A 15,511-nucleotide genomic window follows, 5' to 3' on the forward strand; every position below is an offset into this window, starting at 1 on the left:
AGTTGCACCGGGTCCAGAAGTACGTCGGATCCGACGGCGAAGCGCCCACGTTGTCGAAACTGGGCGGGAGAGCCTGGGAACAGGCCAAAAAGCGTACGCGCAAGGCGGTCCGGGCCATCGCCGAAGACCTGGTCAAGCTCTATGCGGCCCGGCAGGCCAGCCCCGGGTTTTCCTTTTCGGCCGACACCCCCTGGCAGCGGGAAATGGAAGATTCCTTCATCTACGTGGATACGCCGGACCAGGAGCAGGCTTCCTTGGACGTGAAGTCGGACATGGAAAAGGCGGTGCCCATGGACCGGCTGATCTGCGGCGACGTGGGCTACGGGAAGACCGAAGTGGCGATCCGCGCCGCGTTCAAGGCGGTTCAGGACGGGAAGCAGGTCGCGGTGCTCGCGCCGACCACCATCCTGGCGCAACAGCACCTCACCACCTTCACCGAACGGCTCGCGGACTATCCGGTGAATATCCGCATGCTGAGCCGGTTCGTCCCGCCGAGGGAGCAGAAAGCCGTTGTCGCGGGGCTCAGCAAGGGCGAAGTGGATATCGTCATCGGTACCCATCGTCTCATATCCGGCGACATCGACTTCAGCGACATGGGCCTGCTCGTGGTCGATGAGGAACAGCGGTTCGGCGTGGTCCACAAGGAACGGCTCAAGCAGTTGAAGACCTCCGTAGACGTCATGACCATGACCGCTACGCCCATCCCGCGGACGCTCCACATGTCGCTGGTCTCCGCCCGCGACATGTCGCTCATCACCACCCCGCCCAGGGACCGGCTGCCGGTGCACACCGAAGTGGTGCGTTTCAACGAGGAGGTGATCTGCGAGGCGATCATGCGGGAGGTGGACCGCGGCGGACAGGTCTTCTTCGTCCACAACCGGGTCCAGTCCATCGAGGCGGTTGCCGAATTCCTCCGGCGCCTCCTGCCCCAGGTGTCATTCGTCGTGGGCCACGGACAGATGCAGGAACGGGAGCTGGAACAAGTCATGATCGATTTCCTGGACCGCAAGTACGACTGCCTCGTGTCCACCATGATCATCGAGTCCGGGCTGGACATCCCCAGCGTGAATACCATCCTGGTGAACCGCGCGGACCGGTTCGGACTGGCCCAGCTGTACCAGCTCCGGGGTCGCGTGGGCCGGTCCAATCACCGGGCCTACGCCTACCTGATGATTCCCGCCGCCGGCACGGTGACCCCCGACGCGCGCAAGCGCCTTGCCGTGATCGCCGAGTACACCGCGCTCGGGTCGGGCTTCCACATCGCCATGCGGGACCTGGAGATCCGGGGCGCCGGCAACCTGCTGGGCACCGAGCAGCACGGGTTCATCTCCTCCATCGGTTTCGATCTGTACTGCCGTCTGTTGAAAGAGGCGATGCAGGACCTCAAGGGCGAGACCCGGGAAGAGACGCCCGAAGCCGAAGTCGAATTGCAGGTAGGTGCCTTCATCCCTGATGACTATATCGCGGACCGGAAGCTCAAGGTCGGATTCTACCAGCGGCTCTCCCGGGTGGAAGACGAGCAGGAGGTCGCCTCGCTCCGCGAAGAGATGCAGGACCGGTTCGGCCGGTTGCCCGATCCGGTGCGCATCCTCTTCGACCTGGTTTCCATTCGGCAGATCTCGGCGAGGATCGGATTGCAGCAGCTCACGGTGCGCGGGAACGAGATGACCGTAGCCTACCGGAACGGTCTCTATCCATCGCAGGACCGTATCGCCAGTGTGACGGACGATCCCGCGCTGGACATCGAATTCCCCCACGGGGACGGATTCCGGATCAGGGTGGGACTGACCGGTGATACGGAGGCTGAACGAGTGGATCTGGCCAAAAACCTGTTGCTCAAACTCCTGTAATTGGTTAATGATACATGCCCGGTTTCCGCAGTTTGACCCGCCCGTTGGAGTGTGAAGACCAGCATGAAATCCGCGGTCCTTTTTGCCGTAATGCTGAAGGTGGCGCTGCTCCTGACGCTGTGCCAGTGCAGTTCGATACCGGAAGACCCCGATTCGGTTGTCGCAAGGGTGAACCAGTCCACGCTGACGGTCGATGAACTGGAAGCCGAACTGGAAGCCGCGGCGTTGTTCGCCGCCACGCCCCAGATGACAAAAGACCGGGTGTCCGACTGGATCCGGACCGAGCTGCTCTACCAGGAAGCCCTTCGGCTGAACCTGGACAGCGACGTCAAGACGGTCCGGGACCTGGAGAGGATGCGCCGGGAGCACCTGGCCAACGTCGTGCTGGAACACATGGCCGCCGACTCGGCGATCGTGGTGTCAGACGAAGAGGTCGAGACCTATTTCGAGGCCAATCGGCAGGAATTCGTTTACCTCGAACCGGAACTCAGGGTCTCGGTGATCGTTCTACCGGACGAGACCTCGGCCCGGCAGGTCCGTAATCAGTTGTCACGCCGGAGCGCTACCTTCGAGGAACTGGCGCGAACGCGGTCGATTCACGCTTCTTCGGTCGATGGTGGGGACCTGGGTTTCCTGAAGAGGATGGATATCAGCGACGTTTCGGTGCAGGAAATTGTCTTTTCCCTGAGTGCCGGCCAGGTTTCACGGCCCGTCCTTTCCGAAAACGGTTCGTTTATATTCAGGGTCGTGGAGCGACGCGAGGCCGGCACGCTGCCGCCGCTGGACGAGGTCCGCGGCGAAATCGTCAACCGGGTATTGCGGGACAAGCGCCGCGAGCTGGTCAGGCGGTACGTCGATGCGCTACGGCAAGCGGCCGACGTGGAAATCCATGACGGAAACCTGATGCGGCCGGAACCCGGCGCGCCGCAGACCGGCGCGACGCAGACCGGCACAGGAGGAGCATGACCTTCCAATCGATCCCCCGGTATTTCCCGCTACTGCTGTTACTGGCCGTGGTCATGGCGGGACGCCCGGTCCAGGGCCAGCAACTGGTGGACTACGTCGTCGCCGTCGTGGACAACGAGATCATCCTCTACTCAGATGTCCTCGAAGCGGTGAAGATGTACCGTATGCAGGAGAGGGAGCAGGAGCCGGAAGACCTCTCGAACCAGTTGTTGAAGGGCATGATCGATATGCGCGTCGTGCTCGCGTACGCGCGGAGGGACAGCGTACGGGTACCCGCTGAACAAGTGAACGGCGCGGTGCGCCAGGTCATTGACCAGTATACGGAACAGCTCGGTTCCGAAGAAGCCCTGGAACATCTGGTGGCTAATTCGGGCATGACCATGCGGGACTGGAACCGGCTGCTCCGGCGCCAGAAGGAAGAGGAACTGCTGCAGCGCAGGCTCGAGGAAGACCGCTTCGGTGAAGTCCGTGTTACCGGCCTGGAAGTGGCCCGGTATTATGAGACCCACTATGACAGCATTCCGTCCAATCCCGTCCAACTCGACCTGAGTCATATCATGATCACGTCACGCCCGGACCCGGAAGTCGTGGCCGCCATGAACGCCCGGATCGAGGAGATCCGGCGCCGCATAGCGGAAGGGGAGGATTTCGGCGAGATGGCGCGGCGGTATTCGGAAGACCTGAACAGCGCCAGAAACGGCGGAGACCTGGGATTCTTCAGCCGCGGCACGTTCATGGCCGATTTCGAAGAGGCGGCGTTCGCCCTGGAAACGGGCGGCGTCAGCCCCACGGTGCAGACGGACGTGGGTCTGCACATCATCAAGCTGGAGGAACGGAGGGACGACCAGATCCGAGTGCGGCACATACTGGTCCAGATCCCGAAGACGGATGAAGACGATCACCGGGCGCAGGAGACGATTTCCATGCTGAGGCAGCGCATTCTCGACGGCGACGAGACTTTTTCTGATGCCGCAGCGAAGTACTCGGAAGACCTGGCCTCCGCTTCCGACGGCGGACACATCGGGGAGTTCATGCTCGACCAGTTGCTGCCCCAGTACCAGGACGCCCTCAACGCCATATCCATCGACGAGATGACCGAACCCATCAAGGTGGTGGACCAGGGGGCCGTCTCCTATCACATCATGCGGCTGAACAACCGGACCGGGGGCGACAAGTACAACCTGGACGACCACTTTCAGGAAATCACGAACATGGCCAAATTCGCCAAGTGGAACGAGGAGCGGGAACGGTGGCTCAAGGATCTCCGCCGCGAGTTGTACATCGACGAACGCGGCCTGGACGCCCTGCCCTGAACGATGCGCCTTGAACGCCCTGCCCTGGACGCCAGTCCTGAACCGAGAGCCACAACGCGCGGCTAAGATGTGACGAACGCACGTCGAACACGCGACAACCCGTGAGATGAGAGTAGATCTCTTTCTGAAACGCTCCCGTATCATTAAACAACGGGACGCCGCCAAGAAGGCCTGCGACCGGGGTATGGTGACCATTTCAGGAAGGTCCGCGAAACCCGGTCACCAGGTCGCGGCGAAGGACGTCGTCGTCGTGGCGTGGCCCGACAGAAGGCTGGAATTCGAAGTGTTGGACGTCCCGGAAGGAAACGTCTCGAAAGACAGGGCGCAATCCATGTACCACGTCCTCAGTGACGAACGCCTGAGCGATGACGTCTCAGATTCAGAATCGCGATGAACGCCCGTCCGGACGCGAAATCCATTGAGCATGCGCCACAGGAAAACCCACCCGGCCGCCCCGGAGCTTCCCTACAGCCAGTTGGCCCCGATATACGATCACGTGATGCGTCACGTGGACTACGATCGGTGGGCCGACTACATTCAGTCGATATTTGAACGGTTCGGGGCGACCCCGAAGGATATTCTCGAACTGGCCTGCGGTACCGGCGTCATGGCGTGTATCCTCGATGACCGCGGTTACCGGATGACGGGCATGGACCGGTCGGAGAGCATGATCGCCGTAGCCAGGCAGAAAGCCCTGGACGGCAGCCGATCCATCACGTTTCAGGCCGGCGACATGGTAGACGTGCCCGTATCGGGAAGCTACGACGCGGTGCTGTGCCTGTACGACAGCATCAACTACATCATGGATGAAGCGGACATCGCCGCCATGATAAATGGACTGCGCGGGGTGCTGAACGCCGCCGGCCTTTTTGTATTCGACGTCTGCACGGAAATCAACTCGCGCAGGTACTTCCATAACCAGGTCGACCAGGAAAGCAACGGGGATTACTCCTATGTCCGGCGTTGCGAGTATTTCCCCGAGTCGCGCGTGCAGGTCAATGAATTCCAGTTAACCTTCCACCGCGGCGGGAAGCGGTATTCCACCCGGGAACGCCACGAACAGCGGATCTATCCCGTGGCCCGGCTGGCGGAGATCTGCCGGCAATCGGGCTATTGCGTACTCGGCGCTTTCGACGGCTTCAGTTTCCAGGAAGCGTCGGAGCGATCCAACCGGGTCCACTACGTGGTCCGCCCCGCCTGATGGACCGTCATTATGGCTTTCGATCGCGTTATAGGTCACGAACGGCAGCGGCAGCGGCTCATGGAGGCCGTAAAGCAGGACCGCCTGGCCCACGGGTATCTGTTCTGCGGACCGCCCGGCGTGGGTGCCGAGGCGCTGGCCATTGAGCTCGCCTGCGCGGTCAACTGCGAATACGGACCCGGGGAGCCCTGCAGTCCGCCCGGTCAGCAAGGTCCGTGCCGCCATTGCCGGCGGATCCGCGCGCTCCAGCATCCTGATGTACACCTCCTCGTTCCCACTTCCTCCGCTCCGCCCCCGGATCGTTCTTCCGGCCGAGGGGAGGGTTCTTCCGGTCGCGGCGAGGGCACGTCCGGCCGCGCGAATGCCCGGGAGGAACGCAGGCAGGGCCTGGCCGCCCGGCTGGCCGAAGACCCCTACGGCGCACCGCCCTTCGGCATGAACGACCTGCTTTCCGTGGAGGATGTCCGGTCGCTGCGCAGGGAGGCATCCGCCAAGCCCTACGAAGGCAGGAGGAAGGTCGCGGTAATCGTCGCGGCGGACCGCATGAACGCCGCGGCCTCGAACGCACTGCTCAAAACGCTCGAAGAGCCACCGGGATCCCTGATGCTCATTCTGACCGCGTCCCGGTCCGGGAGGCTGCTGCCGACCATCGTGTCCCGCTGCCAACCCGTTTTTCTTACGCGCCTGCAAGAAGACGAGGTGAAATCGGCGCTGATCGAGCGATACGACGTATCCCCGGAGGAAGCCGGGGAACTCGCGCGCCGGTCCGAAGGCCGTCTTTCCGAAGCGCTGACGGCAGGTTCGGAGCGAGGTTCGAAGATCCGTGAAGAGGCCTTCGCCTTGCTTGAATGTATATACGACGAGGCACCGCTCAGCCTGTTCGAGCAGGTGGAATCCCTTGCCGCGTCCCATCGCGAAGAACCCGTCGTGGAGAAGATCCTCGACCATTTGCTATCCCTGTACCGCGACCTGTTCGTCCTTTCCTCGGCGAACGGGTCCCCATCGCTTTCGAATGCCGACCGCACGGCGCCGCTGCGGGAACGGGCATCGGCGATGAACGCGGAAGAAATCGAGCGGGGCATCGCGGCTGTCGAGGAAGCCAGGCGGGACATCGCGCGGAACGCCCACGTCCAACTGGCCCTCCTCGTACTCGTCCTCAGACTCAGAATGAACCGTAGATACGAGGGACCCAGGCAGAGGCCTACCACCGAGGTGCCATCCCGCGAAAGACCATCCGGTGGATCATCGTCCCATGCCCTGCCGGCCGCAGATTGATCCGTTGACAAACCCCCTTCCACACCCTATTCTGATGCTGGAACAAAACCGGTCCGCCAGGATTGATCCACCCGCGTCCGAGAGGCTGTCGTGGCAGAGAAAATACTCGTTACAGACGCGTTGCCCTACGCGAACGGCAAGCTGCATATCGGCCATATCGCGGGCGTCCATCTGCCCGGAAATGTCTACGTGCGCTACCAGCGGCTGAAAGGCCGGGACGTCGTGCACGTGAGCGGATCGGACGACCATGGCGTGGCCATTACCCTGGCGGCCGAGAAGCAGGGAATCACGCCCAAGGAACTGGTGGACAAGTACTATCCCGTCATTCGGGGCGCCCTCGAAGAATTCGGCATCGTCTACGACAATTTTTCCCAGACTTCCCGCCCGATCCACCACGAGACCGCCCGGGACTATTTCCGCCGACTGGATGAGAAGAGCTGTTTCGACGTGCGCGAGGTCGACCAGATCTACTGTCCGGCAAACGGACGCTTCCTGCCCGACCGCTACGTGGAGGGCACCTGTCCCCACTGCGGTTCAGACCGGGCCCGGGGCGATCAGTGCGAGGCCTGCGGCACCATCCTGGACGCCACGCAGCTAATCAATCCCCACAGCGATGTCTGCAAAGGACCCCTCGAGGTAAGACCGGCCAACCACTGGTATTTCAAGCTCGCTCGCATGTCCGACCGGCTGCAGGCCTGGATCGATACGAAAACGCACTGGAAGGCCAACGTGCGCAACTACTGCCAGGGCTGGTTCAACGAGGGGTTGTCCGACCGGCCCATCTCCCGCGACCTGGATTGGGGCGTGGCGCTGCCGATCGAGGAAGCGGTGGGCAAGGTCATGTACGTCTGGTTCGAGAACACGCTGGGCTACGTGTCGTCCACCCGGGAATGGGCGGTGGAGCAGGGCGACCCCGACCTTTGGAAGGACTACTGGCTGAACCCGGACTGCAAGCTCGTGAATTTCCTCGGAAAGGACAACATCGTCTTCCACGCGATCCTCTGGCCGGCCATGATCATGGAGCACGGGGATTTCGTCCTGCCATCGGAGATCCCGGCCAACGAGTTTCTCAACATAGAAGGCCAGAAGCTGTCCACCAGCCGGAACTGGGCGGTATGGCTGGATGAGTACCTGGCGGACTTCCCGCCCGATCCGATGCGATACTGCCTGGCGTCGATATCACCCGAGACCAGGGACTCCGATTTTACCTGGAAGGACTTCCAGGCGCGCAACAACAATGAACTGGCCGATATCTTCGGGAATTTCGTAAACCGGACGCTGACTTTCATCAACCGGTATTTCGACGGCGTGATCCCGGAACCAGGGACCTTTTCGCCGGAGGACCGGGAGATGCTTTTGGCCGTGGCCGGCGCCCCGGACCGTGTGGGCGCGTGTTTCGAGTCGTTCCAGGTACGAGGTGCCGTGCGGGAGCTGATCGCCCTGGGAAACCAGTGCAACCGGTATTTCAACGACCAGGCGCCCTGGAACACGCGCAAGACCGATAGAGCGCGTTGCGCCGCCACGCTCCACGTGTGCGTGCAGGCCGTGAGGGTCCTCGCCGTGGTCATGTCTCCCATACTGCCGTTCAGCGCCGAACGGCTGTGGAAGATGACGGGCCTGGAAGGGCGCGTCGATGAGCAGAACTGGGACGAGATTACGATCGATGCGTCGCTATCCGGCCGTCCTATCGGAGAAATCGAGATCCTGTTCCAGAAGATCGAGGACGAGGCGATCGACGCGCAGATCGCGAGGCTTGGCCGGTCCGATGGACGGGGAGACGGCGGCAAGGAGTCCGTGGAAGCGGCGTCAACCGAGGCGGAAGCTTCCGGAACGGAATCCGTGGAAGCGGAACCCGCCGGGTCGGAGCGAAACGAACTTGTATCGATCGACGATTTCCGTCAGATCGATTTACGCATCGCGGATGTCGTGGCGGCGGAACCGGTACCCGGAACGGACCGGCTGCTCAGGCTGCAGCTGCGCATCGGCGCGGAGGAGCGGCAGATCGTATCCGGGATTGCCCCCGGATACACGCCGGAGAAACTGGTCGGTCGGCAGATCGTGGTGGTGGCGAACCTGGAGCCCGCAACAATCCGCGGCGTGGAATCCAAGGGCATGCTGCTCGCGGCCGAAGACGACGGCGGCGCCCCCATCCTCCTCGGTCCGGACGTCCGCGTCCAATCCGGATCATCAATTACCTGAAAGCCGGCTTGCCGGCCGCGGCCAGACCGGCCAGACCAGCGAGGCCAGCCAAGCTGGCGAGGCCAGCCAAGCCGGCCACACGAAACGTACGTTACCCGACAACCTGCAACCAATTGCTGCCTTGCTCTTCGATACGCATACCCATCTCACGGACGAAGCATTCGACCACGACCGCGCCGACGTGATCCAACGGGCGCTGGACGCTGGCGTGGAACGCATGATCGCAGTAGGGTACGACCTGGAGAGCAGCAGGGCCGCCGTGACCCTCGCAGAAAACCGGGATTCCGTGTACGCCGCCGCGGGCATCCACCCCTGCCACGTCCACGAAGCCCGTGAAGGGGACTACCGTGAAATCGAGAAACTGCTGGAACATCCGTCCGTAGTCGCCGTGGGCGAGACCGGCATCGACCTGCATTACGACCGGTCCACCTATCCGTTGCAGGAGACGTCGTTCAGAAGTCACATGGAGTGGGGCGGGAGCATGGGGCTGCCGGTGATCGTGCACGACCGGGATGCCCACGCCGAGGTCATGGCCATGCTGGACGAGTTCCCCGGTGAGGAAACGACCGCGATCCTGCACTGCTTTACCGGGGACGCCGCCATGGCCGAGAGGGCCGTTTCCATGGGATGCTACCTGGGGTTTGGCGGCATCGCGACGTTCAAGAACTCGACGGTGGGCGAGGTGATTTCCGGGTTGCCGCCGGAATGTTTACTTGTCGAAACGGACGCACCCTATCTCGCGCCCGTTCCCCACCGCGGACGACGGAACGAACCATCATACCTCGTAAACACGGCCGAAGCGGTCGCCCGTCACCGGGATGTTTCCGTGGATGAACTGGCGCGGACCACAACCCAGAACGCGAACAAGGTGTTTCGAATCCATTGAGTACGGTGCTCGATCCTCCCGAAGACCTGCTGGCCAGCCTGCGCCGATCGGATTTTCGCCCGTCCAGGTCGAAGGGGCAGCACTTCCTGCACGACACGTCCATCGCCCGCCGCATCATCGAATCGGCAGGCGTAACGAAGGATACGGCCGTACTTGAAATTGGTCCGGGGGCCGGCGCGTTGACCCGCCACCTCGTCACCATGGCCGGCGGCGTGACCGCCGTGGAAATCGATGCCAGGCTGGCAGGAGTCCTCCAGAAAGCCTACGGGCGATATGACCATCTGACCATCGTGAACCGCGACGTGCTCGATATGGACCTGCCCGACCTGATGGGGAAGTACGGCGAGACCGGGTTCGTACTCGTTGCCAATTTGCCCTACGGGATTACGGGTCCCGTACTTGACCGGCTGATCGTCCACCGTGGAATTTTCAGGTGTGCGGTCATCATGGTTCAGCACGAAGTTGGGGGACGCCTGACGGCGCGTCCGGGTACGAAAGCTTACGGCGCGATCACCGCCATCATGGCGTACCATTACGCCGTGGAATCGCTGTTCCGGGTGGGCGGCGACCGGTTCGTACCCCGTCCGGCGGTGGATTCGGTCGTCCTCCGGTTAACGCCCCATGAACGGCCGCCCGTTACGGTCAGGGACGCCGATCTGTTGAACGTCGTGATCAAGTCGGCCTTTCAACATCGGCGCAAGATGCTGCACCACGCGATGAATCGCCTGGTTCCAGGTTCCGCCGGCTATCTTTCGGACCATACCGGCATCGACCTGAAACGACGCGGGGAAACCCTGGACCTGAACGAGTTCGCGGTGCTTGCCGACGCGCTTCGGACCTTTCGGGACCACCACGAAGACGACTGCTGACGGACTGCAAAATGCGATTCCGCTATTCACATTCGGCCAGATCGCGGATGGCGAACAGAAAGAGCCAGCGCCGGTCGTACTCCCTGAATGCCGTCCTCGTTGCGGCCGCGGTCGTGCTGCTGGTCATCGCCGTGTGGATCATGCTGTATCAAAACCAGGCCAGGAAGGTCGTGGACTGGCTGCTGGACCGGCCTATCCCGGTTGCCGCGCCTGAGCTCGAAAAGACGGCTGCCTGGAAAACGGACCAGCAGGCGTTTCACGCAATGGAAGCGGCCCTGTACGGTGCGTTCATGAATCTGCAGGTCACGCAGGACAGGATACGGGTCACCGCGCCGCGCACCGTGACGGCGGCGGGCCGTTGGAGGCCCCTGGAACGAAGGATCATGGTATCGAGTACCTATTCGCTTACCGAATGCAATCTCGAGATCGCCAGAGCGGTCGTCCGGGCGGGCGGAAAGGTCTCCCGTGCGGAGGAACGGACCCGGACCGGGGAGTTGCTGTTCGAAATCACCTTAGATGACGACGTAACCCATCGCCTCAATGTAATCCGCGACCCGGCTATCCAGCGTAAAACCGCTCGACTTGCCGTCGTGATCGCTTATACGGACGGCGACCAGCGAGGCGTGGTCGAGGGACTTTCCGAATTCAACCGGCCCCTCACTTTCGCCCTGTTTCCCTGGGCGTACGGCGCAAACGAAATGGCTGCCGAGCTCACGCGCGGCGATCACGAGGTGATGGCGCTGCTGCCCGTTCAACCCGCGTCTGGCACCACCGGTCTGCCGCGCAGGAGATCCGTGTCTGCCGCGCACTCGGAGCTGACCAACCGTCGCGTCGTGGAAGACGCTCTTTCCACGCTGCCCGGGGCTCAGGGCGTCCTTCGCTATCCTGCCGGGCGAATGGACAATGAAGCTGATGTGCTGGCCCCCGTGCTGGACGAACTGGGCAAGCGAAACCTGTACTACCTGGACAACCCGGGCGGACCGGGCGGGCAAGGCGGTCCGGGCGGGCAAGGCGCACCGGGCAATGGACGCGGATCAGGCGGACCACGCGGGCCGGAGAACCGGGGCGTAGAAAGTGGCCGGCTTCGAGCCTGGGGCGTGCTCGACCCCTTGCACAACCCCGTGATCATTTCCATGAACCTGGACCGTGCGTCGCTTTCCGCCCTGGACGACTCACGCGCCGTCGTCATCGCCGATGCCAGTCCCCATACCCATCAGGTGCTGATGGACCGGATGAGGTATCTAGAAATCAGAGGGATCGAGTTCGTTCGGGTTTCCGACCTCGTGGACCATTGACACCGGAGATCACCCATGGTAAAACTGAGTGTATGCGTAGACCAGGTCGCCGACCTGCGGAATATCGCAAATCGGGGGGAACCCGATCCCATGACCGCCGTTATGATGTCCCAGGTGAGCGGGGCCGACGCCGTAACGATTTCGTGGGTTGCCGACGATTCGCTCTACCTGGGCGGGGAATACGACATCATCAGGCAGCTCGTGCACACGCACCTCAACCTGATCGTGCCGCCTGACCTGGAAGCCCTGCGTAGTATCTTGACGATTTCGCCCGATATGGTTACCCTTGTTCCCGAGGGCTACGGGCACGCCGGCCTGAACAACGACTGGGCCGAATCGTCGTGGCCAGGAGGCGACTCCCTGGAACGGCCGGTGGAACGCATGCTGAACGCCCTGCAGGAAAAAGGGATCCTGACGAGCGTTTTGATCACGCCCACCGCTTCGCACGTCCGGCAATGCGCCGAATTCAAGGCAGACTACGTCCACCTTGACGCAAGCCGGTTCGTACAGGCCGCCGACACCGAAGAGAAGGGTCGGATGTACCAGGAAATCGCCGGTACGGCCAGGACCGCGGCACGGTTGAACATGGGCGTTTCCCTGGGAAGGGGCGTCGACTATCGGTCGGCGGGGGATCTGGCGGGTATCGCCGACGTGGAGGAATTGGTGGTGGGCTACGCCGTGGCCGTGCGGGCGATGACCATCGGGTTCGAGCAGGCCGTCCGCGACCTGGTAGGCATCATCCGCCACGCGCCGAAATCCCAGGCAGACTGGTAACCCGTCCAACAGCTCCGCACTCAGAAGCAGTACCGAAAGGAACATTACCATTCACAAGCGCATTTCATTCCTGGTGTTTCTCGCCGTCACCCTGCTCGGTGCGGTCCTGGTCTCCCCGACCATCAGGCTGTGGTTGTCGTCTCCCGAGTCCATTGAAGCGCTTGCGCCCGAAGAGAGGCAAGCGCTCTACAGCCAGTCCACGGTTCCGGGCATCGACCTGGCCGGCGGTTATCTTCTCACCGTAAGCATGGACCTTTCCCGGTTCACGGAACGGGGCAGGACGCGGGCGGTGGAAGGCCTGGTCGAGAACTGGCGGCGGCGCCTTAACGCCTTTGGGATCTCCGAACCAATCATTACCGCGCGGGAGAACGACACGTTCGAAATCGTCGTGCCCCTGAGCGCGGACATCGGTCTCGTAAGCAGGATAATACGGGAATCGGGTGAGATCACACTGCATTTGTTCAAGGACGGCGCGGAAGTACAGGCACTGCGGCAACGTATTGACGATGCCCTGCGCGAGCGGGCCTCGGACGTCGCGGCCTCGGACGTCGCGGCCTCGGACGTCGCGGCCGTATCCGCCGGTGCTGACGGGCAGGAATCGGCGGATCCCGGTGGATCGGCATCGGCGGAACCCGGGAGCTCGGCATCGACCGCGCCGGGAGCATTCAGCGCGTTGCTGGCACGCATTACGGTAGAGGAAGGGATCGGGGACATCGCGGTCCGTGAAGACAACCTGGATGCCGTAAAGGCCATACTGGCCGATTCAACAGTACAGGCCGGCATTCGGGCCTTTAACCTGGCCAATCCGCCTGCCGGCGCCTTCGCATGGGCTTCCGAACCCGTGGAACGCGGAGGCAGGCTGTTCCATCCGCTCTACTTCATCAATCAGGATGTCGACCTTACCGTACAGCCGGTGGCGTCGGCCGTGGTCAGCGACGCTACGGTAACGGCGAACCGGGGTGCATATGCGGTACGCCTGTTTCTGCAGGACGAGGGGAGGGAGAGTCTGGCCAACCTGTCCAGCGCCAACGCGGGAAACCGCGTGGCCATCAAGATGAATGGCCAGGTGTACGTGACGCTGAATATACAGGGCAGAATACCCGACGGGCGTATTGAAGTACCCGGTGGAGAATCGCTGGAAGAAGCCCGCGCCCTGGCGGTCATCCTGGAATCCGAGTCACCACCCCTTGACGTGGCGCTCCAGGATCGGGCGGCGGGCGCGCCTTCGCCGCTCGGTGAAGGGGCCGCGGACAGCGCGGCCGGCGCCGGCGCGATCGGTCTCGGATTGCTTTGCGCATTGTTCGTTGTCCGGTACCGGGCCGCCGGTCTGCTTTTCGTCACGGGGATTCTGCACTATCTGATCATGACCGGAGCGGTGCTGAGACTGTGGAACATCGCCGGGATTGCACCGTATTTCACCCTCGCCGGGGTGGTGGGTTTGCTCGGAGCGGTCCTCGTCTTCGCCTCCGTGCACCTCTGGATTTTCGAATACCTCCGGGCGGAATCCGGAACGGAGTCTTCGGTCCGCCAGGACGTCATGGGCACGCTCGAGAAGATCAGGCCGGTCGTGGTCTGGACCCATATCATGCTGCTGCTCGTATCGGTGAGCCTGGTCGTAGTCGGCACCGACGCCGTCGTTAATTTCGGCCTCGTGCTGTTCTCCGGCGCGGCCGGCAGCCTGCTCACCTGCCTGTGCTGGACGAACATGCTCCTGTCCTCCCTGGTTGCGGACTGGCAGATCAGAAAGTTGAGTGTATGATGGGAAACGGCCTCGCCTCACTGTATGGAAATCTAATCGACCGACCGGGTGTCGTTTACGCCTTCGCCGCCATACTGGCTGCGGCGGGGATGGCCGCAACGGCGGCGAAGACGGAACATGCCGTCGACGAAGGCCTGGTGGCGCTGTTGTTATCCGGCGACCTGCTCTTCGGCCTTTTCGTGACCATGCTGATCGTACTGGTCATCGTCGGCGCGCGGATCGACGATCGGCCGGGCAAGAGTATCGCTTTGACCCTCGGCGTACTTGCGGTAGGGAGTATCGTGCGGATGCTCCTCCCGTTTGCCCGTTCGGTCGGCTGGCTGGCAGAATGGAACGGGGTCGTGCTCGGAATCATCATCATCACCCTCTACCTGTCGCTCCGTATTGGCGCCCGATTCGCCGTGACGGCCATGGGCTGCGCGCTTTACACCATGTTCGTCACGGCGGGGATCACCCTTGGCCTGGCGGACCGGATTACGGTGCCCGGCATACTGACGCTTACGGCCGTGGGGACCCTGGCAGTGGTCATGTCCTTCCTGGGTTACAGCCTGGTCAGAAGCCGGATTGAATCCGCACGGCGGGATCCGGTCAGCCATTCTGTGCGTACCGGCATGGTGCAGGCCATGCCCTTTCTGGTGCTAACCGGCCTGGCCGTACTGTTGATCGCTGCCCCGCTGGCCGTCGTCACGGACGGTCCCCTGCGTGATTTCGGTCTGTATCTGATGGTCGGCGGTCCGGTCGGCGCATGCGCCGCGTTGATGTCGGCGATTCCACTCGCCGCGATGACCCGGAACGTCCAGTTCGAAGCCGGCGCGCCCGCACGGCGTGGAGGCCGCCGGCAGCGGCAGGGACCTGGCTGAGACGGTAAACGCCCGCCAGGGAACCCGTATCGCGGACGCCTGGAGTATCATGGCCGACCAGCCAAACATCCTCCTTATCCTGTCCGACCAGATGGTCGCCGCATTGACCGGGGCTTATGGTCATCCCGTCGTAGAGACCCCCAATCTGGACCGCCTGGTGGAGACCGGCGTGCGGTACGATGCCGCCTATACCGCCTTTCCACTCTGCGCGCCCGGACGGGCCTGCCTGATGACAGGAAGGCATGCCTCGGAAATCGGCGCATG

The 15,511-nt window shown here is 62.7% G+C and carries 14 protein-coding genes; all 14 read left to right on the forward strand.

The annotated features are described in order from the left end of the window. Positions 1–1,850 (forward strand): transcription-repair coupling factor (gene mfd / locus OXH56_15505; protein ID MCY3556714.1); only part of this gene is annotated, 1,850 nt, incomplete at its 5' end. Positions 1,851–1,913: 63 nt separating this feature from the next. Continuing rightward, a complete protein-coding gene (locus OXH56_15510) occupies positions 1,914–2,816 on the forward strand; it encodes a peptidyl-prolyl cis-trans isomerase (GenBank protein MCY3556715.1) in 903 nt (300 codons plus the stop codon). Next, complete coding sequence (locus OXH56_15515) at positions 2,813–4,129, forward strand: peptidylprolyl isomerase (protein MCY3556716.1); 1,317 nt, start codon at positions 2,813–2,815, stop codon at positions 4,127–4,129. Before OXH56_15510 ends, OXH56_15515 begins: the two co-directional genes overlap by 4 nt. 106 nt (positions 4,130–4,235) lie before the next feature. Further along, positions 4,236–4,523, forward strand: a complete 288-nt coding sequence (locus OXH56_15520; protein ID MCY3556717.1) for a S4 domain-containing protein — start codon at positions 4,236–4,238, stop codon at positions 4,521–4,523. Positions 4,524–4,553: 30 nt separating this feature from the next. Beyond that, a complete protein-coding gene (locus OXH56_15525; protein ID MCY3556718.1) occupies positions 4,554–5,330 on the forward strand; it encodes a class I SAM-dependent methyltransferase in 777 nt (258 codons plus the stop codon). 12 nt (positions 5,331–5,342) lie between these two features. Continuing rightward, positions 5,343–6,605 (forward strand): hypothetical protein, encoded by a 1,263-nt coding sequence (locus OXH56_15530; GenBank protein MCY3556719.1) that lies wholly within the window; start codon positions 5,343–5,345, stop codon positions 6,603–6,605. Positions 6,606–6,695: 90 nt separating this feature from the next. Further along, a complete protein-coding gene (metG, locus tag OXH56_15535) occupies positions 6,696–8,804 on the forward strand; it encodes a methionine--tRNA ligase (protein ID MCY3556720.1) in 2,109 nt (702 codons plus the stop codon). A gap of 121 nt (positions 8,805–8,925) precedes the next feature. Then, entirely contained in the window at positions 8,926–9,690 is a 765-nt protein-coding gene (locus tag OXH56_15540; GenBank protein MCY3556721.1) for a TatD family hydrolase, read from the forward strand. Between the two features lie 5 nt (positions 9,691–9,695). Continuing rightward, positions 9,696–10,559, forward strand: coding sequence for a 16S rRNA (adenine(1518)-N(6)/adenine(1519)-N(6))-dimethyltransferase RsmA (gene rsmA / locus OXH56_15545; GenBank protein MCY3556722.1), 864 nt, complete (start codon positions 9,696–9,698; stop codon positions 10,557–10,559). Positions 10,560–10,606: 47 nt separating this feature from the next. Beyond that, positions 10,607–11,854 (forward strand): divergent polysaccharide deacetylase family protein, encoded by a 1,248-nt coding sequence (locus OXH56_15550; protein ID MCY3556723.1) that lies wholly within the window; start codon positions 10,607–10,609, stop codon positions 11,852–11,854. Between the two features lie 15 nt (positions 11,855–11,869). After that, positions 11,870–12,628: a pyridoxine 5'-phosphate synthase gene (locus OXH56_15555; protein MCY3556724.1), complete on the forward strand. Its 759-nt coding sequence runs from the start codon at positions 11,870–11,872 to the stop codon at positions 12,626–12,628. A gap of 73 nt (positions 12,629–12,701) precedes the next feature. Beyond that, entirely contained in the window at positions 12,702–14,387 is a 1,686-nt protein-coding gene (locus OXH56_15560; GenBank protein ID MCY3556725.1) for a hypothetical protein, read from the forward strand. Beyond that, positions 14,384–15,247: a hypothetical protein gene (locus OXH56_15565; GenBank protein MCY3556726.1), complete on the forward strand. Its 864-nt coding sequence runs from the start codon at positions 14,384–14,386 to the stop codon at positions 15,245–15,247. The genes OXH56_15560 and OXH56_15565 overlap by 4 nt, the downstream gene beginning before the upstream one ends. A 49-nt stretch (positions 15,248–15,296) precedes the next feature. Beyond that, positions 15,297–15,511: sulfatase-like hydrolase/transferase (locus OXH56_15570; protein MCY3556727.1), on the forward strand; the 215-nt coding region annotated here is incomplete at its 3' end.

Source organism: Gemmatimonadota bacterium, from assembly GCA_026702745.1.
Classification (GTDB): domain Bacteria; phylum JAAXHH01; class JAAXHH01; order JAAXHH01; family JAAXHH01; genus JAAXHH01.